This is a genomic window from Bifidobacterium miconisargentati, from assembly GCF_019331675.1.
GTDB classification, from domain to species: domain Bacteria; phylum Actinomycetota; class Actinomycetes; order Actinomycetales; family Bifidobacteriaceae; genus Bifidobacterium; species Bifidobacterium miconisargentati.
Genome location: NZ_JAHBBJ010000016.1, coordinates 24,958 through 50,995 on the forward strand (window position 1 = coordinate 24,958; position 26,038 = coordinate 50,995).

Here is a 26,038-nt window from a genome sequence, read left to right on the forward strand (position 1 = left end):
TGGCGAAGTTTACGACAATACCGATAGGAGTGCGGAGATGGACACGATTCGACTGACCGGTGTACGCGCCAACGGCACCCACGGCGTGCTTGACTTCGAGCACGAGCGCGCCCAGCCGTTCGTGGTGGACGCCACGTTGTACCTCGACCTGTCCGCCGCCGGCCGCACCGACGCGCTGACCGACACGGTGGACTACGGCCGTGCCGCCAAGGAGATCGTGGCCGTGATTGAGGGCGGGCATGTGGATCTCATCGAACGCATGGCCCAGCTCATCGCCGACCGACTGCTCGCCATCGACCCCATCGCCAAGGTGGACGTGACCGTGCACAAGCCGCACGCGCCCATCACCGTGCCCTTCGACGACGTGGCCGTCTCCATCACCCGCGAACGAGTCAGTGCGGGAGCAGTGGAAATCGCGGCTACGGCGGGCAATCAAGCTGTTTCAGGCGACGATTCCGGTACGGACGGCACGGATGGTCGAATCAGGACCGCTGATTCCGCACAGGTACGTCACTCCAGCCCCACGCCGCGATCCACGATGCATCATGCCGTGGTGGCGCTGGGCGGCAACATCGGCGAGGTCGAATCCACACTGCGTGCCGCCGTGCGCGAGATCGACGGCCTGCCCGGCACCCAGGTGACCGGCATCTCGCCGCTGTTCCGCACCGCCGCGTGGGGCATGGCGGACGGCGCGCCGGACTTCCTCAACGCGGTCATCGAGCTGGAGACCACGATGGGCAGCCACGAACTGCTCGCGGCCCTCCAGCAGATTGAGGCAGATCACGGCCGCACCCGCGAACATCACTGGGATTCCCGCCCGCTGGACCTGGACATCATCGACTTCGACGGCATCACCAGCGCCGACGAGGACCTGGCCCTGCCACACCCGCGCGCCTGGCAGCGCGCCTTCGTGCTGGGGCCGTGGGATGCGCTGAACCCCAACGCCCGACTGGCTGGCGCGCATGGGGGACTGGTGCATGATCTGCTGGCGGCCGCGCCGGACCGTGACGCGGTCGAACTGGCCGCCGAGGACTGGATGCTGGGCGGCCGACATGGGAGCGGGGCCGGTGATTCAGCGGCAACCCCGGCAGTGGATGCATCGGCGCGAGCCGGAGAAACGGCTTCGGATATGGCGGCATCGGCGCAATCGTCGGCCTCTCCGGCCTCGATGGCCTCGGCAGACGCCAAGCAGCCGGTCGACCAGTACGCGCCGGCCGTCTCCCGCAGGGCCGTCATCTCGATGGACTCCACCTCCACGGACGCCGAACGACTGTTCCGCGAAGCCATCGTGACCATCGACGGCATCCCCGGCAACCAGGTGGAAGGCATCTCGCCGCTCTACCACGTGGCCCATTTCGACGGCCCCGACGCTATGAGCGCGGTCATGCAGATCGAAACCAAGCTGCCGGCGGCTGACCTCATCGCCGCACTTGGCGCGGTCGAGGCCTCGCAGGAGGGACTCATCGACCTTGACCTGGTCGACATGGACGGTGTGACCTCGGACGAGCCGAACTGCCGCGTACCCTGGCCATCCGCCCGCACCCACGCCTCGGTGCTGGCCCCCTGGATGGACATGGACCCGAACGCCACGTTGGGCGGCGACCCCGTCTCGTTCCTGCTGGCCATGGCGCCGGACGCGGGACAGGTGGGGATGCTGTCCGACAACTGGATTCTTTCGCAGCGCTGAGTGGCGCGAACCAAGCGGACCGAACGATAAGGAAGTATGGAAATGAAGGCACGACGAACCCCATGGTGGCAGTTTGCGCTGGCCGCCGCACTGGGCCTGCTGGCGGGCATCGGACTGGCCTCCTACGGCGAAAGCTCCGGGCTCTCGCTCATCGGCGCGCCTTGGGTGGTGGCCGGCCTCCTGGCCGTGCTCGGCCTGCTGGTGCTGATCATGGCGTTGCAGGTGCACAAATACGCCAACACCGACCCCAAGAAACGTCCGCACAGCTTCGTGAACCCCACGGTGGCGGTGTACACGCTGGTGCTGGCCAAGGCGCTGGGACTTGCGGGCGCGGCGCTCTCCGGCTGGTATGTGGGCCAGATTCTCATGAGCATCGGCCATTTCGAGGCGCCGTTCTACCATGACGCGGTCATCGAATGCGCCGTCTCGGCCGTGATCTGCATCGCGGACATGATTATCGGCATCATCGGCGAATGGCTGTGCCAGCTGCCTCCCAGCGACGGGCCGGAAAGCGCCAAACTCAAGCAGGCCAAGAACCGTCAGGACGTGGCTCAGGCTTTCAAGCAGTAAGACGTACCATTCCGGCTTTCCTGTCGAGGGAAGCCATCGAACAAAAGTGAGACTAAAAGGGGCGAGATCCGGAAGTGTTCGGATGTGTCGCCCTATAGACGACTGCGCCGCCGGCCCATCCGCAATCATGGATGGGCCGGCGGCGCAGTCGTCTTTCCCGTTATTCCGCTTACTGCTGCGGCACGCGGACCATGGCCTCCTGGGCGATGGCGGCCACCAGCTGGCCATCCTGCGAGTAGACCTTGGCGATGCCGAGGCCGCGGCCGTGGGCGGCGGTGGGCGTGTCCTGCACGTACAGATGCCACTGGTTGATGTCCACGTCGCGGTACCACCACATCGAATGGTCGATGGAGGCGTAGGAGATGCCCGGCGTGGAGATGGACAGGCCCGCGCGGCGCAGTACCGGCTCCATCATCACCTGGTCGCAGCCGAGCGCCAGCATCGCGCGATGCATGATCTGCGGCACGTCCACATGGCCGTCGGCCTTCATCCACACCATCTGCTTTCCGGAATCGTGCTCCGCGGACTTCCGGTCGGCGCGCAGCATTACGGTCGGCGTGACGTGACGGATGTCGAACGGCGACTTCTCGGCGTAGTAGTCGGCGAACGGCGACTTCTCCGCAAACGGCTGCATGAGCTGCTTGGCGGAGGTAAGCGATTCGGGGTCGGGCAGGTTCTCGGGCATCGGATCGGCGAACTCCACACCCTCCTGGCCTGTTTCCTGGAAGGAGGCGATGGCGGTGAGGATCGGGCCTTCGGACTGCGTGACGTTGACCCGGCGTGCGGAGAACGAGCGGCCGTCGCGCAGCGTCTCCACATCGAAGAGGAGGTCCTGGCGGATGTCGCCGGCGGCGATGAAGTAGCCGTGCACCGAATGCGGCAGACGCGAGGGCGCCACGGTCTTGGACGCGGCGATCACCGATTGGGCGATGACCTGGCCGCCGTAGACGCGACCGGTGGGGAAGTACAGGCTCTCGCCGTTGATGTAGGTGTGGTCGCGGTAGGAGGAGGGCTCGCCCAACTTGAGCACCTTCACCAGATGTTCCAGCGGTGTGACGGTGGCGGTGTGAGCCATGATTCCTCGATTCCGTGTTCGTGGGTCTACTTTGCGCTTCTGCATTGCAGTGTACGCAGGGAGGGTTAAGAGATGCGGGAGCGCCATGTAACGAGCCTGTGAGGAAGGTAAACGTGCGGTAAGGTCTGGAATCGTCTCATATCGTGAACGCGATTGCGGACGATGTCATGGTCGGGCCTGTGAGATCGGAGCTACGAAAAAGGACCGCCACCAATCGGTGACAGTCCTTTTATGCGTTTGCGAAGCACGTCGCTAACGCGACGTTGTCAGCGGCGCTCAGCCGCGCACGAGCTTCTTGTGCAGGCGATGCGGGCGGGCCGCGTCCTCGCCGAGGCGAGCCACGCGGTTCTCCTGGTAGGCCTGGAAGTTGCCCTCGAACCAGTACCACTTGGCCGGGTTCTCGTCATCGCCCTCCCACGCCAGGATGTGCGTGGCCACGCGATCGAGGAACCAACGGTCGTGGGAGATCACCACGGCGCAGCCCGGGAAGGCGAGCAGCGCGTTCTCGAGGCTCTCGAGGGTCTCCACGTCGAGGTCGTTGGTGGGCTCGTCGAGGAGCAGCAGGTTGCCGCCCTGCTTCAGGGTCAAGGCCAGGTTCAGACGGTTGCGCTCACCACCGGAAAGCACGCCGGTGAGCTTCTGCTGGTCGGAACCCTTGAAGCCGAAGCTGGCCACGTAGGCGCGGGTCGGCACCTCCACGCCGGCCACCTCGATGAAGTCGAGACCGCCGGAGACCGCCTCCCACAGGTTCTTGTTCGGGTCCAGGCCCTCGCGGTTCTGGTCCACGTAGCTGATCTTGACGGTGTCGCCGATCTTGAGCTCGCCGCTGGTGAGCGGCTCCAGGCCAACGATGGTCTTGAACAGGGTGGACTTACCCACGCCGTTCGGGCCGATCACGCCCACGATGCCGTTGCGCGGCAGGGTGAAGGACAGGTCGTCGATGAGCACGCGGTCGCCGAACGCCTTGTGGATGTGGTTGGCCTCCAGCACCGTGGAGCCCAGGCGCGGACCGGCCGGGATCTGGATCTCGGAGAAGTCGAGCTTCTTGTTGTTGCGTGCCTCGTTCTCCATCTGGTCGTAACGCTCCAGACGGGCCTTGTTCTTGGCCTGACGGGCCTTCGGCGAGGAGCGGACCCATTCGAGCTCGTTCTTGAGGCGCTTGGCCAGCTTGGCGTCCTTGGCGCCCTGGATCTCCAGACGCTTGGCCTTGGTCTCCAGGTAGGTGGAGTAGTTGCCCTTGTACGGGTACAGGTGGCCGCGGTCGACCTCGCAGATCCACTCGGCGACGTTGTCCATGAAGTAACGGTCGTGGGTCACGGCGATGACGGCGCCCTTGTACTGGTGCAGGAACTGCTCCAGCCACAGGATGGACTCGGCGTCCAGATGGTTGGTGGGCTCGTCGAGCAGCAGCAGATCCGGGGCCTCGAGCAGGAGCTTGCACAGGGCCACGCGGCGGCGCTCGCCACCGGAGCACACGTTCACCGGGGTGTCCGGGTCGGGGCACTGCAGGGCGTCCATGGCCTGCTCGAGCTGGGAGTCGAGATCCCAGCCGTTGGCGGCGTCGATCTCGGTCTGGAGCTTGCCCATCTCGTCCATGAGGGCGTCGAAGTCGGCGTCCGGGTTGGCCATCTCCTCGCCGATCTGGTTGAAGCGGGCCACCTTCTCGGCGATCGGGCCGAACGCCATCTTGATGTTCTCGCCCACGGTCTTGGTGTCGTCCAGCGGCGGCTCCTGCTGCAGGATGCCCACCGTGAAGCCCGGGGTCAGCGTGGCCTCGCCGTTGGAGACGGTCTCCAGGCCGGCCATGATCTTGAGCAGCGTGGACTTACCCATGCCGTTGGGGCCCACCACGCCGATCTTCGCGCCCGGCAGGAAGCTCAGGGTCACGTCGTCAAGGATCACGCGGTCGCCGAAGGACTTGCGCGCCTTGATCATCTGGAATACGAATTCTGCCATGTTGTTCTCTAGCACTCCTATTTGCCCGGAAAATCAACGATTTCCGGACCTCGCAAGCGTAAATGACACATTCAGGAATGACACGAATCGTGACGTGCCGACGAAACGGGGCGTCCATGTGCCCGTTTTTCTGTCCGCATATCGGTTGATGCCGCGCCAAACCACCGCCCACCATGGTATCGGAAGGGCTGGAATGCCGGGGCTTGAGGCGGGGCGTGCGTTGCGGCGCGGATGCGCGTTGTGGAACGAATGCCGCGGTCGGCAAGTCGCAATGCCGCCGGTCTCAGCGCTCCGAGCGATGCTTCAGGAACAGACCTTCCTGCGCGGCCAGTTGCTGTAACAGGCCGATGATTCCCGGCTGGCCCTCGACGCCGTAGATGGTCACGGAGAAGCCGCCGTCGAGACTGATGAGAAAGCGCGGTGTGCGTTCGCGATGCGGCGTGGAACACAGCACCTGCACCGAGGCCGGGCCATCGGTGAGAATGATGCGGCGTATGATCACGGCAAGCTCGGCCGGCGGATAATCGCTGATGTCGGTGTCGTAGGGGATTGCGGTGGGGATTGTCGCTTCGGAAGCCGGTTCGACGTTGTTCGGCGTGCGTTCTATGCGGCTTGGTGTGTCGCCGGCTTCGGAGAGCCGCATGGAATCGTCGTCTTCCGATGGGCCCGTCACATAGATCGCGCAGGGAAAACGGTAGATGGTCTTCAGGATGATGCGGATGATCTTCTCCGCAAACGACGGCAGATAGGTCCGTTCGAAGTACTCCTCCAGCTCCAGGAATCGCGGATCGTCCGTATCGTACGGGATGTAGTCAATGACGTAATACTGATCCCGTTCCTGCAGGGCATCGATTTCCTCGTACAACGGCGGACTCCTTGCCTTGTTGCGCAGCAGTGACGGTCTTTTCGGAAAATTGGGCGTGCCGGGTTCTTCCTCTGTTTGCAATCAGGCTAACGGGTGGAGTTCGGGGCGGCAAGTCGCACGGCGGCTTGTGCTTTGGCGGGCTTGAAGTTTTCGTTCTCCTGTGCCCTGTGGAGAAAAATTCGTGCGATAGCCCTGTTGCGTTTAGCTGGGATGCTCACGGCGAGCATGGAACAGAGCCATATCGTCTTGCGGGGCAAGATTGCTTGCCCCCATTTCAGGAATCCGGCATTATTGCGGAATGGGGACAAGGCCTCTCTTGCGTGGTTTTGGGCTTGGGATCCGAAAATGGCTTTATTCCAAGGATTTGAGGGAATGGCGATTTGCCCCTGTAGGCGGGTCAATCGTTGGACGCCCAAATGGGGGCACGGTATGTTGCCCCCATTTTCGAAAAGAGCTGGTTGTGGCAAATGGGGGCACGTTTTCCTGTACACCATCATGCGGGAAAGCGGTTTCAACGACAATGGGGGCAACTGCGGATTCCTGGAGAGTCCGCATGGACACTTCCGCATACAAAAGCATCGTACAAGGTAGGCAATTAGCAGCTACAGCATTGATACGAGTTCGCAATTCATACGCCAGTGCCAGGAGAATATTGTACGGATGGTCGGAATGATGGCATCCTACAAGAGCCTGCGGCGCGGCCTGGAGAATGCCGCCGGTAATGGCTTCATACAATATGAGGAATGAGCGAAAGAGCATCTCAGGGGTGTGGGACGGCAACGACGGCTGGCTCGGCTGCCGGCATGATGGTTGGCGAGGCGGCTGGTGTGACGGTCAGTGAGACAGGCGGAACGACGTCCAGCAAGACGGCCAAGCCTGCGACTGAAGCCACGGAGACCTTGGAATCCGGCCCGGCGACCCCACCACTGCTGGCGGCGCTGATTTTCCTAGTGGCGCTGAACCTGAGACCTGCCATCGCCGGAGTCGGGCCGGTGCTGACGCGCATCGGCGATGACCTCGGCTGGGGTGAAAGCGTGCTCGGCGTGCTCGGCGCGATGCCGCTGTGGGCGTTCGCTGCCGTCAGCCCGTTGGTCCGATTCGTGACGAAACGGTTCGGTGCCAATCGCACCATCCTCATCGCGTTGCTCGTACTTGCCGCCGGCGACCTGATTCGATCCCTTGGCGGGCCGTCGGGCGTATGGCTGGGCACGTTTGCAGTCGGCGCAGGCATCGCGGCCGGCAACGTGCTCGTGCCGGTCATCGCCAAACGCGATTACGCCGGGCATGTGGCCGTCGCCACGGGTGTGTACTCCGGCTGCATCACCGCCGGATCCGCTATCGCGGGACTCACCGCCGCACCGCTCGCAACCCGATTCGGTGGCTGGCGTCCAGCGCTCGCCGTGTGGGCCGTGCCGCCATTGATCGTTGCCGCGTTGTGGATGATTCGCGTGGTGCGTGACGGGTGGGGGAGCAGGGACGTTGGTACTGCTGTGTCCTCGGCGGCTCCAGCGCGTTCTTCGTCGATGACACAGGCGGCTGATTCATCCGATGTTGTCGTTGCGAACGAACTCAGCCAATCCGGCAACTATCAGGTCGCCTCCCCGACCTTCTCATCAATCGCTGTGGTGCCCGCTGCAGAACCCGCTGCAGAACTAGCCACGCCGCTCGCTGCAGAACTTGCCGCGAAGCCCGCACCGGACCCGTGCCCACTATGGCGACGTCCGATGACCTGGTGGGTCACGCTGTTCATGGGACTGCAATCATCCGCGTTCTACACCATGTCGAATTGGCTGCCGTCGCTTTCCGGGGCTGCCGGCTTCACCGAATCCCAAGCCGGCGTGCAGCTGTTCGTTTTCCAATCGCTTGGCATCCTTTCCGGGCTGCTGATTCCCGCGCTGATGCACGTGCGTGGCAATCAGGTGTGTGCGGCACTCGCGGCCAGCGCGCCCATGGTCATCGCCGGTTTCGGATGGATGCTGCTGCCGCGGTGGTCGATGCTCTGGAGCGTGATCGGTGGTGTCGGGCAGGGTTCGTCGCTGGTCGTCGCGTTGACGCTGATCTCTCTGCGTGGCCGCGACCCGCAGGATACGGTCGCGTTGTCCGGACTGGCGCAATCTCTCGGTTATCTGATCGCCTCCATCGGGCCGCTCGCCTTCGGCTCGCTGGCGGAACTCTCCGGCACTTGGATCGCGCCGCTCGTTCTGTTCACCGCATTCGCTGTCGGCCAGTGCGTGGTGGCGGTGCTCGCTGGCGCCGTACGTCGGAAGATGACTGATTGAGGCTATTCCGTTGCATTGGCCTCGGCGTACGACAAGTCCGTGGATACTATGGCAATGAACATACGTAGGGCATTGATGAATAAGGACCAGGCTCTGTTGAGCTAAGAGATATCGGGGAGGACGCATGACGCCGATTGAATTGGCCACACGCAGGCGGGTCACCGGGCTGTCTTCGGGAGAGTTCGCCAAACTGTTCGTCACGCTGGAACGCAAGGTGGACGGCGAATCGGCGCACTGGGACGCCTCGGATGTGGAATCGTGGGAGATCGTCGGGCCGCCCGTGACGGCCGAGGAGCACTTGAACGAGACGTTCGCCGCGGCCAACGAATTCGTGGCCACGCTGGCCCGCCGCCTGTACCGTACCGTCATGCCGGGCGGTGGAGCGGCGCCCGAGGAGGGGACGGCCATCACCGCGTTTCCCGATGACCTGACCTTCTGGTCCGCGCAACCGGACTTCGGCGGCATCCCGCACGCGCTGTGGAACATCGCCGCGCTGCAGGCCGCCGAATGGATTCGCAAGGAGACCGGTGTGGTCTGTGAGCTGCACGCGCGAGAACCGCTGGTGTAGGACCATACGAAACGGGAGCGGCGGACGCATGGTATCGCGTCCGCCGCTCCCGTGTCATACAGGGGATACTCCGTTCCTGCCCGTTAACCGCGTTTACTGCTCGCGCTCTTCCTCGGGGTAGGTCATGCCCCACTGGGCGCGGCGGATCAGGGTCATCATATCCATCACGTCGCGCGTGTAGTCGAGATGCATGACGGAGCGGTCGCCGGCGATGGCGGCCTCCATGTCAGCCACCTCGTAGGCCAGGGCCTTGGCGGTCTCGCCGGCCTCCACGACCTCGGTGTGGCCGTCCTCCACGTAGGTGATGGTCGCACGCTCGCCGCGTGGGTAGTCGTAGATCTCCACGAAGCCCTTGTCGAACGAGAGCAGGCCGCGCTTGGGCTGCTTGGCGTGCAGCGACAGCGTGACCGTGGCCATCTGGCCGTCCGGGTTGGTCAGCAGGATGCCGGCCTGCTCGTCCACGCCGGACGGGGCGCGCTTGACCTGCGAAAGGATCTGGTCGGGGGTGGAGTTCATGAACCAGCGCACGAAGGAGAGCGCGTACACGCCGATGTCCAGCATGGCGCCGCCCGCGAGCTCGCGGTTGAAGAAACGGTTGGTCATGTCGTACTCCTTGTAGGAGCCGAAGTTCATCTGGATGAGTTTCAGATCGCCCAGCTTGCCGGAGGCGATGATCTCGTTGAGCTTACGGTACAGCGGCATGTGATAGAGCGTCATGGCCTCGCCGAGCACCACGGCGTTGGCCGCCGCGAGGGCCACCGCCTCGTTGAGCTCCTCGCTGTTGAGCGTGATGGACTTCTCGCACAGCACGTGCTTGCCCGCGGTGAGCGCCTTGCGCAGGAACTCGATATGCGTGTTGTGCGGGGTGGAAATGTAGATCACATCCACATCCGGGTCAGTGAACACGTCGTCGATGTTGTCGTAGACCTTGCCGATGCCGTACTTCTCGGCGAAGGCAACGCCCTTGGCGTGTGTGCGGTTCGCCACCGAATACAGCTTGCGGCCTTCGCCTTCCAGCGCCTGTTCGAGTTGGTTGGCGATGACGCCGCATCCGAGCGTGGCCCAGTTGAGTTCGCGCATAATCGTCTCCTTGTTGCCCTATTGGTCAGACTTTCAGCATACATTCGCCCCGTTCAAGGGCGCACATCGGGGGTATGTCGGGCGAGACGGACGGGGAGCAACCCGGCAGGGCGCGCCGGATGCGCAGGAAGGACGGGGCCGACGGGGCCGACGGGACCGGCAGGGCGCCGGCGTGACGGGGTCGAAGGACTTCGGGTGAGTTTCGCGTAACATTCGCCGATAGCATGACAGATTGTCTTCATCGGCGATGAAACCTTATGAAACGTCAGACCTCGCGAAAATCAAAGGAGGACCATCCATGGGCGGATACGACACGCAGCACGCACGGGCGGCACGCGCCGGAGAGTCGGTGGAATCCGGCAAACGTCCGATCGGCGCGAGGCTCGTGGTGGCGGTGGTCTCGCTCGCGATCCTCACGTTCCTGGGCATCCTGTCCGAAACGTCGCTGAACATCGCCTACTCCACGCTGATGGAGGAGTTCGCGATCAGTGCGTCCGTGGTGCAGTGGCTCACCACCGGTTATCTGCTGCTGCTTTCGGTGGCGATTCCGAGCTCGCCGTTCATGGTGCGTCACTTCGCCACACGGGCGCTGTTCGTCGCGGCGGTCGTGATCTTCACCGCGGGCACGCTGTTGGGTGCGTTCGCCGTGAACTTCCCGATGCTGCTGGCCGCGCGACTCGTCATGGCGCTCGGTACGGGCATTTCGCTGCCGCTCATCACCAACATCATTCTGGAGAAGGCCCCGCTGGAGCAGCGCGGTGCGATGCTCGGCATCGTAAGCTTGGTCACCTGCGCGGCGCCGGCCATCGGCCCGGTGTTCGGCGGCGTGGTGATGGAATACCTGAACTGGCACTGGATCTTCTACACGATGCTGCCGTTCCTGCTGATTTCCTTCCTGCTCGGCATGGCCACCGTGCCCGAGATTCGTCATGAGGGCGACGCCGCACAGGCCATCATCAGTGTGCCCTCGCTGCTGCTGGTCGCCGTCGGCCTGGCCGGGCTGATCGTCGCGGTGAGCTTCTTCGCCTCGTGGAACGGCGATTGGCGGTTCTGGCTGGTATTGGTCGCCAGCGTGGCGGTTCTGGCCGCGTTCGTGGCGATGCAGCTGCGCATGGAACGGCCGCTGGTGGAGGTGCGCGTCTTCGCGTATCCGGGATTCTCGCTGGGCATGCTGATTCTGGTCATGGCCTCCGGCGGCGTGCTGGGACTGAACTTCCTGCTGCCGATTCTGCTGCAGCGCGGGTTCGGCCTGAGCAGCCTCACGGCGGCGTTGACGCTGCTGCCCGGTGCAGTGGTCGGTGCGATTTCGGCGCCGATGATCGGCGGTGCCTTGAAGAACCACTTCCCGCCGAAATTCATCGTCATCGGATTCGCGGTCGTCACGGTGATGGATGCCGTGTTCATTCTGATTTCCGGCAATATCTGGGTGATCGCGGTGGCCTATGCGGTGTTCATGGCGTTCTCCGGGTTCGTGCTCGTGCCCGACCAGACGCATGCCTTGAACCAGCTGCCGGCCAGGCTGAACGCCGATGGTTCGGCGGTGATGAACACGGTACAGCAGTTGGCGGGGGCGATCGGCACGGCCGTGGCCAGCGCGCTGGTCACCGAGTTCGCCGCGGCGCAGGTCGCGGGCGGTGCGGGCCAGGCGGACGCCTATCTGCGCGCGTTCCCCGAAAGCATGTGGGTCTTCGCCGGCATGGCCGTGTTCGGCGCGGTGCTCGCCGTGATGATGTTCCGCTTCTCGACTCGTCGGCCGCCCGAGCTCACGGAGGTCGACGCGCAAGCTCGGGACTAGCGGAACTCAGTTCGTCTGTTCGGTAAAGTTGAAGAACTGGTCGCCGATGCGGACGGTGGCGGGGGCGTCGAGCTTGAGCGGCGTGCCCTTGACCACCTGGGTCTCCTGACCGTCCTTGATGATGTAGGTGCCGTTGAGTGAACCGTAATCCTCGATCCACAGCGCGCCGTCGGTGTCGATGCTGATGGCGGCATGGTTGCGCGAGGTAGTGCGGGTCGGATCCTCGATGCGTTCCGACTTGGCGCCCTGCGGCACGTCCATGGACGGCTTGCGGCCCAGCAGCGTGCTCTTGTCGATCACGATGGTCTGGCCGGTCAGGTCGTTGTGGAGCAGGTACACCTTCTGCGGCGCCTTCGACGTGAACGAGGGGGAGAGCACGGTGCTGTCCCAGTCCTCGATGTCATGCTCGGCGGCGTGCGGGGTGCCTTCCGCGGGAGTTGCGGCATCCGCGCCGGTGGTTGGTTCGGCCGTGGCGGCGGGGATGGCGCCTGTGTTGGTAGAGGCGTCAGTAGTTCCGGCTGTTTCCGCGGTAGCTGCGGGTTCGCCGGAGGTGTCGGTCACGCCGGTCGGGGCATCGGCGATGTCGCTGACCGATTCGGTAGGGGCGATTGCGGGGTCGGTCACCGATTGCAGGGCATCGGCCGCGGAGGTTTCGAGCACCGATGCGGCGCTGTCCGGCTCGACCGCAGCGTTTGTCGGCTGGTCGGTCGCTTGATCGGTCGGCTGGTCGTCGGCGTACCAACCGAATTCGGGTGCCGGGGGATAGGGAATGAAGGCCATGATGATGCTGTCCTTTCGCTACTTCACCGCATCATGCGTCACTGGCGGGAGGCCAGCGCGGCGTTGATGGCCGGGTCGCCCAGCTGTGCGAGCCAATCCAGCAGGGCCGGGTACGTGTTGGGGTTGCGGGCGATGCACACGCGCAGCTCCGGCGCGTACTGGGCGATTTGGGCGATCTGCATCTGATCGGTGGTGGTCAGCGCCAGCTGCACGGTGAAACCGTACGGGTTGGTGACCACCGGCTCCTCGAATACCGGCTGCGGTTGGACCGTCTGCTGAACCGGCTGGGCATAGGTCTCGGCGGCGGGTTGCGCGTAGCCGGCCGCAGGCTGGTCGGCAGGCTGGACGCCGGCCGGCTGATCGGCCGTCGCGCCATAGGTTTCATACGATTCTGCCGGCTGATCGGACACGGACTGCAGGTCGGCGTAACCGTCATATGCCGACTGCGATTCGGCGGACTGACCGTCGTCGGTCCAGGCGTCGGCGGCGGGCTGGGCGTCGGTCTGCTGAGCGGTTTCAAACGTTTCGACGGCGGTCGGAGCGGCGGACTCCTGACCATAAACTGCGTCGGATTCGGCCGGTGCCTCGGCTTCGGGTGCCTGCTGATCCACCACCGGGCCGCCGATCGCGTCGGCGGTGAAGCCCATCTGCTCCAGGGTCTGACGGGCGCGTTCGTCGCCGAACTCGGCCAGCCAGCGCTTCAGACCGGGGTAGCAGCGGGGGTTCACGGCTACATTGGCGCCGAACTCCGGATTCTCATAGGCGACCTTCGCCAGCAGGATGGGATCCGCATTCGGATCCTGTACGGCAGCGACCGCGGCATCGTAATCAACCATGGGTTTTCCTCCTTAACTCCGCTCGGCTATGCCGAACGCAACGTCCTGAGTGTTTGCAGTGTTGCGTCCTCGATGACGCCGATTTCCTCACCCGCGTCCAGCTTGCAGGCGCTGAACGCATGGTGTTTGGGCGAGGTCGGCGGCATATCGACCACAATCACAGTGATGTTGTCCGTGCCGCCCGCGTTGAGCGCGGCGGCCAGCAGCGCGTCCACGGCCTCCTGCGGGGAGGAGTGGGCGGCGGCGATGGCGGCGATCCGTTCATCCGGCACTTCGCCGTGCAGACCGTCCGAGCAGATGATGAACCGTCCGGTCATATCCGCCACGTAGACGTCCGGCTCGATGCCGTTCGGATCGCCAAGGCATTGGGTGATGATGTTGCGCGGGATGGTGGCTTCGGCCACGTCCGGCAGCATCTGGCCGGAGTCGATGGCCTCCTGACGCTTGGAATGGTCCCTGGTGATGCGGGTGAACGAGGAGACATCCCAGACGGGCGCTTCGGATGAGCCGGTGCCGGGCACGGGATTCATGTGGTAGGTGCGCGAATCGCCCACATTCACCACATAGGTCTGGTCGATGAACTCGCGGGGAGCCCGGCCGGAACTAGCGGCTGGCGTGTGATTGGAAGCGTCCGGCAGGTTCGACGGGTCCGGCGAGGTTGGTAAAGCCGACGAATCCATCGGCCTCGGGGAATCCGGCGAGTCGGGCGTGACCGGCAGAATCAGACCGGAAATGGTGGTGCCGGCCACGCCGCCGAGCTTGCGGCCCAGTTGGAGGATGTCGTGCTGCGCGAGCGCCAGGGCGTCGTCGATGTCGGCGCGGTTGCGTTCGGGACGTCCTGCGAGTTGGGCGAACCGTTGGATGGCCAGACCGCTGGCCTGCTCGCCGCCCATGCCGCCGCCCATGCCGTCGCAGACCACGTATACGCCGTGCGAGGCGAGGCCGCTGTCCTGATTGTTCCGGCGTTTCAGGCCCACGTCACTCGCGATGGCGGTGCGGATGGAACCTGAACTCATGACGTCGTTCCCTTCTTCGACGTGCGCCGGACGGTGCGAGACCCCTTTGGCTTCCTGACTGTGGCGCGTCTACCTGACAGTATAACCACGCTCTTGAGGGAAAGCCGGGTGCGAATCCGCCTGAATCGGGGTAGCGCCGCGAGCATCGATTTGCGTACCTTGTCCACGCTCCTCCAATAGGCGGAGGCCTGATTGGAGAGCACGGCCTTGCCGGAGAACGTGGCGTAGTCGGCCTCGCGACCCAGTTGGGCGAAGGACTGCGGGTCGGTGTTGAGCTGACGGGCGATGGACTGGGCCTGATCGCGTCTGGTGCCGGTGGCGGTGATGCCGCTTTGCTCGGCCAGCGCGTGGATGGCGTCCCATCCGGCGGCCACGCGAGTCTGCGGGCTGCCGTGCCTTCTCGCTCGGGCCAGTGCCAGCGCCTTCACCGTCAGAATCAGGCCGCAGACGATGAGCAGCAGCCAAACCGGGCTACCGTAGAGTGCCACCAGACGGGTCACACGCCAGAACTTTGGCCAGAACAGATTGGTGGAATCGGCGTCCGCGTCCGCTCCGGCCAGGGAACTCTGGCCCTTGGCCTGGGTCTTGTCGCGCAGGGGGTCGGTCAGCGGCACCGGAGGCTGACGGACCAGCGTCTGCGGGTTCGGCGGGGTCAGGTTCTGGTTCTCGTCCGGCACCTTGGTTTCCTTGGGCGTGGGATAGAAGGCCACCCAGCCGAGGTTCTGGAGCTTGATCTCCACCCAGGCGGTCACGTCGTTGCCGGTGAATTCGGTGACGGTGTGGTTGCCGGTCTCCTTCTTGGTGCGCTTGTCCGAGATGCTGCCGTCCTCATCCTTGGGCAGGAAGCCCATCACCACGCGCGAAGGCAACCCGAGCTCGCGGGCCATGAGCGCCATGGCCGAGGCGTACTGTTCGGAATCGCCCACCATGGCCGTGCCCGCGAGCAGCTTGTTCACGCGGTAGTTGCCGTGGCCGGCCTCGGACGGGTAGTCGCCCTGCAGGCCATGGGAGAACCAGCCCGATTCCTTGAGGGTATCGGCCAACGCAGTGGCGGCCGCGCCTCCCGAAGCCTGACCGCCGGCGATCGACGTGGCCAGTTTGCTCACCGAATCGGGCACTTCCTGCGCCTGCGGCTGACTGATACGGGAAGCTTTGGCCTGGCTGACCTGTTTGTCGCTGGGCTTGGTCGGGACGATGCCGGTCTCGGTATAGGTCAGTCCCTCGTGCGTGCCGGAGGGGATAATCGCCGAATCGGTGTCCGCATTGTAATAGAACGTGTCGTTGTTCGACTTGAAATCCACGCTCCTGGCCGCGCCGGCCAATGGCAGCCAGGTATCCGCAAGCCCCTTGTTCACGGTGAAGGTGGCAGTGAACGGGTAGCCCTTCTCGCTGGTGGCGATGGACGTGCCCACGCGCTCGTAGTTCGAGGAGTCCGAAGCCTCGCTGGAATCGGAGAGGTTCCATACCGAGCCGTCGAAACGGTCCATCACCGCCAGACGTACCGGAGTTCCCGCCGGCAGATCGGTGACGGTCAGGAGCACGTCCTTCTTGTGATCCTTGATATAGGAGCGCATGCCGCTCAGGGGGCTGGTGTAGTCGTACGGATTCAGCGGCGGGTTGTAGCGGTCGCGCAGCACCATGCGGTCCTGCGGTACCAGCAACGTGCCGCCGAACGCCAGACCCGCGGCGAGCACCACGATGATCAGACTGGAGATCCAGCGGCCCCATTCGAACAGGTCGAGCCTCCAGGACAGCCACACGATGAGCACGATGGCGAAGGCGGTGCCGCAGATCGGCCTCTGCCAGCCGGTCCCGGTGCCCAGCAACGCGCAGACGGCCACGGCGCACGCCAGCGGTGGCACGCTGACCAGGGACAGCCAGGCGTTGCCGTGGATGGCGAAGATGCCGGCCAGGAACGTGAGCCACAGGCCCATGGTCCATACGGCCATCAGCGAGCCGTCCGCGGTGCCGATGGGCGGCGTGATGGAAATCAGGTATTTGAACGAGCCGAACGTCGCCTCCCAGCCGCGGCTCAGGGTCTCGAGACCGGGCACGATGTGGGCTGCGGTGGTGCCGTTGAACGCGATCACCGGTCCTACGATGAACTGCGCGAACGCCAGGAACACCAGCTGCCACCACAGCCGCAGGATGGGGCGTGTGCCGGCGAGGGCTATCAGGGCGCCGATCAGCGTGGCCGGCACCGCCGCCGCGGCCCATGCGACGGGTTCGCCGTAGACGTCGATGAGATTGGACAACGCCAGCAGCATCATCGCGACCACGGCCGTCAGACTGATGAGATGACGTCCCCAGGGCTGGCCGGAGCGGCCGATGCCATGGGCCAGGTCCCCATGGGTCATCCAGATGACCGAGTGGGTGGAATCCGCCCATGACCCGGTGGTGGTGTTTGTGCCAAGGGTGCCGCCGAACGTGGCGCCGGAGACAGGGGCGGTTCCGGAGGGCAGTCCTCCCGGTGTCCGGCCGGGTGCGGTGCGTGGCGCGGTGAAGAACCCGGCCGAGGTGCGGGTCGGCTGAGCCGGCTGATTCGGCTGAGTCGGCTGAGTCGATTGGGTTGGCCGAATCGATTGTGCCGATTGGCTCGGCTGCCCTGATCGGGCCGGCGTGACGGATCCGGCCGCCCCGGTGGCCCGAGACGCGGCTTGGCTGGTGTTAATGGGAGCTTTGCGACGGTTGACGGTCATGCGAGCACCCCCATGATGAGCGGCAGGTCGTCAAGCTCGCCCACGGTGGCCAGCGTGAAGTTGGCGAATCGCCTGATACCACGGTTCGCACCGGAATCGGCCTGCAGCACCACGCAACTGGCGGAGCGGGGCAACGCCATGGTCATGCGTTTGATCTGATCCACGCTTTTGAGCGAACCGACGGTGAAGAAGTAGAACGAGGCGTCCGGGCTGTGCCGCAGCGTGCCTTCGGCCAGATTCGGATTGTCCTCGCGGTCCGGTTCGATGGCGCTGGAGGCGTCCAGGAACTCCATGGCGTTGCGCGGCTGGGCATGCAACTCGCCGGCATGGCAGAAGAGTGGGCGGTCCTGGAGCAGGCATTGCACGCCGATGGAGGCGTGGATGGACACGGCCATCTCGAATTCCTGGCTGGTGGCGTAATCGTCGGGATTGACGCTCATGGTCACCGACGTGTCCGTGCGGCGCGTGGCCTCATACTGGCGGATCATCAGGGTGCCGGTCTTCGCCGAGCTCAGCCAGTGCACGTTGCGCACGTCGTCGCCCGGCTCGTATTCACGAAGGCCGTAGAAATCGAGGTCGTCGTCCACGATCTGGCCGGAGGGCTGCCCTTCGAGATCGCGCGGCACGCCGGAGCTCAGCGTGTTCAGACGCACGGTCTTCGGATGGATGAACACGGTGAGCCGCTCCGCCAGCTCCTTTTCGTGGCGGATGAGTCCGAACGGGTCGCCTTTGCGGATGCGCAAAGGGCCGATGGGCAGGATGGCGCGGGAGACCGTGCGGAACTCCACATCCGTCTGTTTGGCCTGGCCCGGAGCGAGCATCGGGATGGTGAACCGTTCGTGGGCGTCGCCGATCGGTAGGTCGCCACGCGCGTTGGTGGTAGGCGTGCGGCCCTTGTTATCGATATCCACCAGCACGGACACCATGTCTCCCACGGTCACCCGCCGGTTGGACACGGAGATCGCGGCGTTGAAGCGCGTGTTGCCCAGGGACAGCACCACGGCGGAGAGCAGCATCACCGCCGCCACGATGGCGAAGACCAGCAGCTCGTACCAGCCCAGCAACGCGAACGCGATCAGGCATGCCAGCCCCGCCGCCAGCACCGCCCAGCCCAGGGGCGAGACGTATGAGGCGAAGAATCTCCGGACCGTCCTGACGGCGCGTCTGAATGAGCGCTCGCGTCTCCGGCGTCGCCGTGCGATTGCTGTGGATGCGGTATCCATGAAAATCCCTTCCGAGAAAACCTTCTTCTGCAGGAGTGTTTTCGTTATCGTCCGATGGTGGGGGCGGGCACGTCCTCCAGGATCTGGGCGATCAGGCTTTCGGCGGTGGCGCCGTCGAAGGTGGCCTCCGGGGTGAGCGTGATGCGGTGTGCGAGCACCGGCACAGCCAGGTCCTTGACATCGTCCGGCACCACGTAGGCGCGACCGTCCGCCGCGGCCCAGATGCGGGCGCAACGGGTCAGGGCCAGCGCGCCACGCATGGAGGCGCCCACCATGATCTTCTCGTTGTGACGGGTGGCCTCCACCAGACGCACCACGTATTCTCGGATCGCATCGTCCACGTAGATGTCGGAGGCCACCTTGCGCAGGCTCAGCACATCCTCGCCGGTGAGCACGGGGGAGATCTCGCCGGCGCGGTCGGTCACGTCCAGCTGCTTGAGGATATCCACCGAGACGTCATGGCCCGGATATCCGATGGAGGTCTTGATGAGGAAACGATCCATCTGCGCCTCGGGCAGTTTGTAGGTGCCGAGCTGCTCGATGGGGTTCTGCGTGGCGATCACGATGAACGGCTGCGGCACGGGATGGGTTTCGCCGTCCACGGTGACCTTCTGCTCCTCCATGACCTCCAGCAAAGCGGACTGGGTCTTCGGCGAGGCGCGGTTGATCTCGTCGGCAAGCACGATGGACGCGAAGATCGGGCCCTCACGGAACTCGAACTCGCTGTGCTTCTGATCGTAGAAGGTCACGCCCACCACATCCGAGGGCAGCAGATCGGGGGTGAACTGGATGCGCTTGAAGCTGGTGGAGATGGAATTGGCCAAACCTCGGGCCAGCTGGGTCTTGCCGGTGCCCGGATTGTCCTCGAGCAGGATATGGCCACCCACCAGCAGTGCGGTGACGCACTGGCGGATCGGCTGCACCTTGCCGACCACCACCTTCGAGATGTTCTCCACCAGCGCGTGGAAGGAGTCCTGGAACTCCCTTACCTCGTCGGTGGGTTCCGGCAGCAGCCCGGAATCGATGGCGCCGGGGGCCTGGGAGGCCGCGCGCTGCCGGGTCTTCTTCGGGAAACCCTCGTCGCCCTTCCGCTTCGGCGTGATGGGCGCGGCCTGCGGGCCGGACGGCTTGGACGCGCTTCCGGTGCCCGGACGCTGAGGAAGGCTGGGCTGCACCACGGGAGATGCGGCGGCGTTGGCCTTGGTATCGGGCGACGCGGCTTTGGCCTGCGTGCCGCCGGAGGGCTGCTTGCCGCGGGCGTGATCGGACCGGCCATGCGGCGTGGTGGAGAGGCGCGTGGCGTCGGACAGGCGGGTGGAGTCCGAGAATTCGGTGGAGTCCGAAAGCCTGGTGGCGTCGGACAGTTGCGTTGCGTCGTCGATGTGTTCGCTCATGGGGATTGTTCTCCTACTGTTGCTGGTCATGCTGCCGGGTTATGCCGTCGGCTGCGTTCGGCGGCTTTGGGTGTGTCGGTTATGTCTGTCTGCCATCGGATTGATGTCCGTGCGCTGGATTGGCGAGGGATTCGCGGAATATTCGGAACGTATGGGTCGTAAGGTCCTCACCGCCCCGGTGTTCTGGCCAGTCCCAATATCCATGGCGATCTGATCAGTGCATGGGTGCTGGAACGGGATTTGAAGGAGGACGTGGAGGCTTCGCCGTCGGTGTCGGGCTCGACGCCGGGGCGGGTTCCCCGGACCGTGCCGCCGGAGACGGTGTTGTTGAGACCGCTCAGGCCTTCGGTGCTGGTGACCTTGACGCTCCACCGGTAGTCGTCGTCATCGTCGATGTCGAGGTCGGTCACGTCCAGCGGGCGTCCCGGAGTCCAGTCGAACGCCTGGCCGTTGATGACGATCTGGTAGCGGGCGTCCTTGCCGTAGGTGTCCACGGAACCGCCGGACACCTCGACCACGTCCTTGCTGTCGCCCCACTTGAGACTGCTGGGGGCGGTGATCTTCGCCTTGACCTCATAGACGTACGGTGAGCCCGACGGGCCTCCGGAGACCGGATCGCTGGTCTCGCCGTTGAACACCTGCTCGACCGAGGCCGTGCCGCAGGTGGCCCACGGATCCATGCTGAACGTGGCGGAGGTCTCGTTCTTGCCGGCCGTGGTGGATCCCAGACCGTCCGCGGTCACGTTGAAGGACTGGACGAGGCCCTGCTTGCTCCAGCGCACGGTGCAGGTGCTGCCCGAACCGGAGGTGCGGACGTTCGTGGGCTGCTGCACCTCGTAGACGGGGGTGAAGGACGCCTTGCCGGTCTCCGGATCGGACGGCGTGCGCTTGGGCTTGACCGTGGCGGTCACGGTGATCTTGGACTGGTTCAGATCGCTCTCGTGAACGGTGAACGTGGTGGAATCCTCGGAGCAGGACAGGCTGCCTTCCGTGTCGCCGCCGAACACGATGGCCTGGCAGCCGGCGTTGTGGTTGTCTCCGAGGGTGATCCTGGCCGTGACCTCCTCGTCCTTGTTGGACAGGTCGATGGTCGGCGCGTCCGGGTCGCCCCAGACGTCCGCCGCCTCGGAGGGCGCGGATTCGGCGCCCCAGTTGATGGCGTTGTGCGCCTTGACCGTGGCGGTCACGGTGGTGCCGTCCTTGATGTCGCCGTTGGGGAACGTGAACGTTATCTTGTTGGCCGTGCCGTTGGTTTCCTTGGTCTGGGGTGCGCCCGCGCCGCTGATGGTCACCGAATAGTTGTCCACGGCGCCGAAATCACCCTTGGGGGTGTCCCAGCTGACGGTCGCGGTCTTGTTGCCGCCGGTGACGGTCACATTGGTCGGCGCGGTGGGCACGCGGTCCGGTGTGGCCTCCACCGAGGCGGACGGCTTGGACCAGCCCACTTCGTTCCGGGCGCTCACGGTGAACGAATAGGGCTTGTTGTTGGTCAGTCCCGTGATCTGGCAGGAGGTGACGGCACCGCAGGATTTGCTGCCTTCCGCGCCTCCGGTCCAATCGACCCGGTATTCGGTGATGGGGCTGCCGTTGGCCGCGCCCGGCGTCCATGTCAGGGTCACCGATCCGTTCTGCGGTTCGCCGCCCACAGGGGAGAGGAGCGGCGGCTCGGGCCGGTCGATCACGGAGACGGTGATGGTGCCTGTCACCTGCCGCTCCTTGACCTTGCTGCCGTCCTCGACGGTCACCAGCACGGTGCTCGTGGAGGCGCCGATGTCCGAGGCGGCGGTGATGGAGATGCGGCCCGAGGGGTCGCATGCGTCGACGGTGAGCTTGGTGGAGTCGTCCGCCTTGCAGGCCACCACGGTCAGCGGGGAATCCGGGAACGGGTTGTAGGCGTCCGCCAGCACATCCACGGAATCGCCGGAACCGGCCTTGAGCTGCAGGGTCTTGGCGCTGATGCGGGCCAGCGAACGGCTGGACGCCACCACGCGCACGGTCACGCCGGCGTTCACCGTGCCCTTCTCGTAGTTGATCTGTACGGGGACGGTTGCGGTGGTGCCCGGCTGTGCCTCCTTGGTGGCGGAGATCTGCAGGCTGCCGTTGCCGGACAGCTTCGCCGTGATCTGGTCCGAGGAGGAGGTGCCGCCGGCGTACGTGTACCGTGCGGCTTCGGATTCGAATCCGGCCGGGGCATGGGTGAGCGCCTTCAGGTCGATGGTCTTCGGATCGGCTCCGGCCTCCACATCGATGGTGGAGGAGGTGAACGTGGGCGGCGGCACGTCCTTGCCCACGATGGTGATCTGCAGCGTGATCACCGCCGAATTGATGATGCGGTTCTTGTCCGTGCCGGGCTTGCCGTCCGTGGCGGTGAAGGTGATGGACGCCGGACCGGAATAGTTGTCCACGGCCGTGAACTTCAGCGTGTGGTCGTTCGCGTACAGATCCGAGTTGGACGCCTTGGTGGCGCTCACGGAGCCGAACGACTCGATATGCGGCTCCTTGCCGGCGCCCACGCGCACGTAGTCGTTGATGTTGATGGTGATGGTCTCGCGCGAGTTGACCTTCAGCTCAGGGGCCTTCGGGCGCAATGTTGGCGGGAACACGCCGTATGCGGGCACCTGGATGAATGCGGTGGAGGTGATGTGGTGCGTGGTGTTGGTCACCGTGTACGGCACCGCGCGGGCCTGCGAGGTCAGGTCCACGGTGATGACGGTCGAACGCTTGCCGCCCTTGACGCGCGCATGGTCGGCCGCCGAGGGGTGCACGCCCACCTCGAGCTCGTCGACGGTGCCCGAGGGGTTGGCGATCCACTGGGAGATGTCCACGTCCACGGACTTCTTGTCGATCGTCGCCGCGGAAGGCACCCGGTAGTCGTAGGCGGTGGGCGGCTCGATGGCTGCGTTCGGATCCACGTTCACGGTGAGCGTGGCCGTGTCCGAAAGCCCGGCCTTGTCCTTGACCGTGTAGGCGATGTACGCGGTGGTGGCGTTCGCCGGTGTGGTGAAGGCGATCATGTTGTCCTGCACGTTCACGCCGCTGATGCCTTGAGCCTTGACGGTCTTGTCCACGGTCAGATCGGTGTTGTCGCCGGAGATGTCGTTCTGGGCCACGGGCACGGTGGCGGCCGTGTTCGGACGCAGCGTGATCTCGTCGTCGCGCGCGTACACGCCGGAGCTGGAGGAGCTTTGGAACACGCCCACGCGGATCTGTGCCTGGGCGCGCTGGCCGGTCCAATCCTCCACGGCGTAGGAGAAGGTGTCGGTGCCGGAGGAATCGGGGTACGCCTCGTAGATCAGGTAATCCGAGCCGACTTCGGAGATGCGGCCCAGGCTGGGGGCCTTGTTGCCCAGGCCGAGGAGCTGGTCGTCGTCCCCATCCACGTCGATGCCGGTCAGCGTGATGGGGATGCGCACCTTCTGCCCTGCGGCCACCTGGGCTTCCGTGTCATGCGGGGTGGGGGCTGCCTTGCCTTCGGCGTTGCGTGCGTGCACGGAGATGGTGATGGTGGCGGAGGCCACGTTGCCGAGGTTGTCCTCCACCGTGTAGGTGATCGGGAACGTGCCCGTTTCCTCGGATGCCTGATAGCGCACCGTGTCCCCGGACACGAAGGCCAGTCCCTTGAACGTGTTCTTGTCGTACTGCAGGTTGTTCTTGAGCTTGACCGTGGTGCCGTCCGGATAGGTCACATGGTCAAGCGCATCCACCGAGACGATGCCTCCCGCACGTACCTGCGCGTTGACGTTGGCGGCTTTCGGCACCGAATTCGAGGAGGTCAACGCCGGCGGCTGCAATACGATGGTGCCCTTGGCCGTGCCCGAGGCGTTGGCAACCGTATAGCTGATGGCCACCGGACTGGTGGGCACCTGACGTGCGGTGATGTACACGCGCTTGTGGCTCACGAGCCCCACTTTGATGCCGGAGCCCGCGGGGGCGCTCACCGTGGCCACCGACAGCACGCCGCCCATCGGATCCACGTCGTTGGCGAGCGGCTCCACGATCGCGGTGTTGTCCGCGCCGAGCAGTGCCACGTCGTTGGCGGCCACCGGCTTGGCGGCCTCGCCCTCGACCGGCTGCACCTCCACCCGTGCCAGACCGGTGGCGGGCACCGACCCCTGCGTGATGGTGTACGGCACGTAGTAGGTGCCTGGCTTGGCGGCTTTGAATGAGATGGTCATATCCGCCGTATTGGCGGCTGTGGAGGCTCCGTCCGGCGTATCCACCTGGCTCAGCTGCGCGGGTTCGCTGGATGTGCCGTGCACGTAGGAGGCCAGCGTGATGGTGGTGTCCGTATTGGGCGTGGTGGTTTTGGCGATCGGGTCGATGACCGCCGAAAGCGTGTTCGCCGGTTTGATGGAGAAGTACACCAGGCCGGTGCCGCTGGCCCGTCCGTCCGAAACGGTGAGTTCCACGCCCACGCGGCCGGAGGCCAGGGCGCCGGTGTTGAAGGTGAGCTGGCCGTCCGCGCGGGTGGAGACCTGCACCTGATCGGTGTTCTGCGGCACCGCGGAGATCAGGGTAAGCGGATCACCGTCCGGGTCGGTGAAGCTGCCCAGCGCGTTGGCGGTGTAGCTGGCGCCCTGCTCCACGTCGATTTCCGGCGGGGTATCGAACTGGAGCGGCGCCCTGTTCTCCGAACCGGTCAGGTTCACGGTCACGGTGGCGGAGGAACTCTGGCCGCGGCCGTCGGTGATGTCGTAGGAGAAGGTCGCGGTGCCGGAGGACGCGGAGGAGGCGTCCAGCTGCAGGAACCGGCCGTCGTAGATGGGGGAGACGGTGATGTTCTCGCCGCTGGGCGCGCCCACCTTGGTGATGCGCAGCACGGAGCAGTCGGTCTGTTCGTCGTTGCGGAGCACGTCGAGGATCTGTTCGGAGCCGGCTCGGGCGCCGATGGTGTCGTCCACGGCCTTGATCTGACCGGATTGGGCTGAGCAGGTCTTCGAGAAATCGCGGTGGTTGTTGGCCGAATCGGTGTTCTGCTCCTCCTTGGAGGTCTGTTCGGTCTGGATGCGGTTCCACTGGATCTTGATGACCTTGGTGGAGTCCTCGGGATTCCACACGTTGCCGTTGATGACGTCATTGAGCACGGCAAGGCGATGATTGGTGCGGAACACCAGCTGCGAGGTGGTGTTCACCGCGTCGAGGGTCTGCAACTTGCCGTCCGTGTCCGTGGGGGAGCAGACGCGCACGTAGTTGCTGACCTTCTGGCTCCAGGCGGCCATGACGCAGCCGTTCAACGAGACCGGCTGCGCGGCCTCGCCCTTGCCCCCGTTGGCCAGGAACACGGGTTTGGCGCCGGATTTCAACCTGACCAGAGCCAGACCATGCGGTGAGGAGGCCGCCACCCAGTCGGTTTGGCGGTCATCGGTGGGTGGTGCCTGAAGCGTGAGCTTGCCGGTGGTGTCCACGGTGGCCTTGCCGCCCTTGAACAGAATGTCGGTGCCGGAGGCGATCACCGGCGTCTCGTCGACGACGGTGAAACTGTCCGCCGTTTGCTGCCGGCCGCCGGTCAGGGATCCGATTTCCTGCGGGCTGCCGCCCGCATCCTTGATGCGCAGGACCATGCCGTCCGATGGACGGTAGCCGTAGACCTCGCCCGTATGGGTCACGACGATGCGCCCGCCCGAGCCGAGCTCCATCTGCGGATCCGAGGCCGTGGGGGAGACCGTATCGAGATGCAAGGACTGGCCGGTCCACACATTGCCGGTCTTCTCATTGAGGAAGGCCACCGTATCTCCGCCCATCATGGTCGTGGTGTTGGCGCGGGTGTCGGTCTTCGCGTCGGTGCTGACGGTGGAGGCCTTGATGGACGATGCCCTGTTCGGCTCGGCCAGGATGGTGTCGCTGTTATGCTGCGCCACGTCGAATCGGGGTGCGGAGGAGGCGATGCCGGCATCCGCCTCACGGTTCTTCACATTGAAACGCGCGGCTTTCCGATTGTTCAGGGACGTGACCCACACGGTGCCGTCGTCAAGCTGGATATGCCGTCTGGTCACCGTGCTGACGATGACCGCGCCCGCCACCAGGCCGATGAGCAACAGCAGCGTGAGCACGGGCATGGTCCATGTATGGCTGCCGGACGGCAGCAGACGACGGAATGCGGCGCCGATGCGACGCCTGCGATCATATGATCGGGCTGATCTGGCCATCTGGTCTTCCCCCTGACCTTCCTGCTCTCTGTGGTGCCAGTCTAGTGGTGCCGGCGTGTGGTTTCAATG

Annotated in this window: 16 protein-coding genes; 5 read left to right on the forward strand and 11 right to left on the reverse strand. The window is 64.9% G+C overall.

Annotated elements, in window-relative coordinates:
• Positions 1–37: 37 nt before the first annotated feature.
• Together folK and KIH81_RS09830 are read left to right on the forward strand one after the other, a co-directional pair.
• The gene (folK, locus tag KIH81_RS09825) at positions 38–1,687 is read left to right on the forward strand and encodes a 2-amino-4-hydroxy-6-hydroxymethyldihydropteridine diphosphokinase (RefSeq protein WP_214305151.1); all 1,650 of its coding nucleotides are present in this window, start codon (positions 38–40) and stop codon (positions 1,685–1,687) included.
• A 42-nt stretch (positions 1,688–1,729) separates the two neighbouring features.
• Positions 1,730–2,257: a DUF3180 domain-containing protein gene (locus KIH81_RS09830; protein WP_214305152.1), complete on the forward strand. Its 528-nt coding sequence runs from the start codon at positions 1,730–1,732 to the stop codon at positions 2,255–2,257.
• A 169-nt stretch (positions 2,258–2,426) separates the two neighbouring features.
• On the opposite strand, the gene KIH81_RS09835 is transcribed toward KIH81_RS09830, so the two are convergent.
• The 3 genes from KIH81_RS09835 to KIH81_RS09845 all read right to left on the reverse strand — a co-directional run bounded on the left by KIH81_RS09835 (position 2,427) and on the right by KIH81_RS09845 (position 6,153).
• Positions 2,427–3,332 (reverse strand): acyl-CoA thioesterase, encoded by a 906-nt coding sequence (locus tag KIH81_RS09835; RefSeq protein ID WP_214305153.1) that lies wholly within the window; start codon positions 3,330–3,332, stop codon positions 2,427–2,429.
• 276 nt (positions 3,333–3,608) lie between these two features.
• A complete protein-coding gene (gene ettA / locus KIH81_RS09840; RefSeq protein WP_109057794.1) occupies positions 3,609–5,288 on the reverse strand; it encodes an energy-dependent translational throttle protein EttA in 1,680 nt (559 codons plus the stop codon).
• A gap of 283 nt (positions 5,289–5,571) precedes the next feature.
• Entirely contained in the window at positions 5,572–6,153 is a 582-nt protein-coding gene (locus KIH81_RS09845) for a hypothetical protein (protein WP_214305154.1), read from the reverse strand.
• 827 nt (positions 6,154–6,980) lie between these two features.
• Here KIH81_RS09845 and KIH81_RS09850 point away from each other — a divergent pair.
• Positions 6,981–8,432, forward strand: a complete 1,452-nt coding sequence (locus KIH81_RS09850; protein WP_420829147.1) for an MFS transporter — start codon at positions 6,981–6,983, stop codon at positions 8,430–8,432.
• A 124-nt stretch (positions 8,433–8,556) separates the two neighbouring features.
• A complete protein-coding gene (locus KIH81_RS09855) occupies positions 8,557–9,000 on the forward strand; it encodes a hypothetical protein (protein ID WP_214305155.1) in 444 nt (147 codons plus the stop codon).
• 93 nt (positions 9,001–9,093) lie between these two features.
• Here the strand turns inward: KIH81_RS09855 and KIH81_RS09860 are convergent, their stop codons facing one another.
• On the reverse strand, positions 9,094–10,080 hold the full coding sequence (locus tag KIH81_RS09860; RefSeq protein WP_214305156.1) for a Gfo/Idh/MocA family protein: 987 nt from the start codon (positions 10,078–10,080) through the stop codon (positions 9,094–9,096).
• 298 nt (positions 10,081–10,378) lie between these two features.
• On the opposite strand from KIH81_RS09860, the gene KIH81_RS09865 reads away from it, so the two are divergent.
• Complete coding sequence (locus KIH81_RS09865) at positions 10,379–11,875, forward strand: DHA2 family efflux MFS transporter permease subunit (RefSeq protein ID WP_214305157.1); 1,497 nt, start codon at positions 10,379–10,381, stop codon at positions 11,873–11,875.
• Between the two features lie 6 nt (positions 11,876–11,881).
• Here the strand turns inward: KIH81_RS09865 and KIH81_RS09870 are convergent, their stop codons facing one another.
• The 7 genes from KIH81_RS09870 to KIH81_RS09900 all read right to left on the reverse strand — a co-directional run bounded on the left by KIH81_RS09870 (position 11,882) and on the right by KIH81_RS09900 (position 25,969).
• Positions 11,882–12,655, reverse strand: a complete 774-nt coding sequence (locus tag KIH81_RS09870; RefSeq protein WP_214305158.1) for an FHA domain-containing protein — start codon at positions 12,653–12,655, stop codon at positions 11,882–11,884.
• 38 nt (positions 12,656–12,693) lie between these two features.
• A complete protein-coding gene (locus KIH81_RS09875; protein WP_214305159.1) occupies positions 12,694–13,491 on the reverse strand; it encodes a variant leucine-rich repeat-containing protein in 798 nt (265 codons plus the stop codon).
• A 26-nt stretch (positions 13,492–13,517) separates the two neighbouring features.
• Positions 13,518–14,507, reverse strand: coding sequence for a PP2C family protein-serine/threonine phosphatase (locus KIH81_RS09880; protein WP_214305160.1), 990 nt, complete (start codon positions 14,505–14,507; stop codon positions 13,518–13,520).
• Positions 14,504–16,864, reverse strand: a complete 2,361-nt coding sequence (locus KIH81_RS09885; protein ID WP_214305175.1) for a transglutaminase TgpA family protein — start codon at positions 16,862–16,864, stop codon at positions 14,504–14,506. Before KIH81_RS09885 ends, KIH81_RS09880 begins: the two co-directional genes overlap by 4 nt.
• 338 nt (positions 16,865–17,202) lie before the next feature.
• The gene (locus KIH81_RS09890; protein WP_214305161.1) at positions 17,203–18,429 is read right to left on the reverse strand and encodes a DUF58 domain-containing protein; all 1,227 of its coding nucleotides are present in this window, start codon (positions 18,427–18,429) and stop codon (positions 17,203–17,205) included.
• Between the two features lie 44 nt (positions 18,430–18,473).
• The gene (locus tag KIH81_RS09895; RefSeq protein ID WP_214305162.1) at positions 18,474–19,823 is read right to left on the reverse strand and encodes an AAA family ATPase; all 1,350 of its coding nucleotides are present in this window, start codon (positions 19,821–19,823) and stop codon (positions 18,474–18,476) included.
• Between the two features lie 167 nt (positions 19,824–19,990).
• On the reverse strand, positions 19,991–25,969 hold the full coding sequence (locus KIH81_RS09900) for an Ig-like domain-containing protein (protein ID WP_214305163.1): 5,979 nt from the start codon (positions 25,967–25,969) through the stop codon (positions 19,991–19,993).
• Positions 25,970–26,038 lie beyond the last annotated feature (69 nt).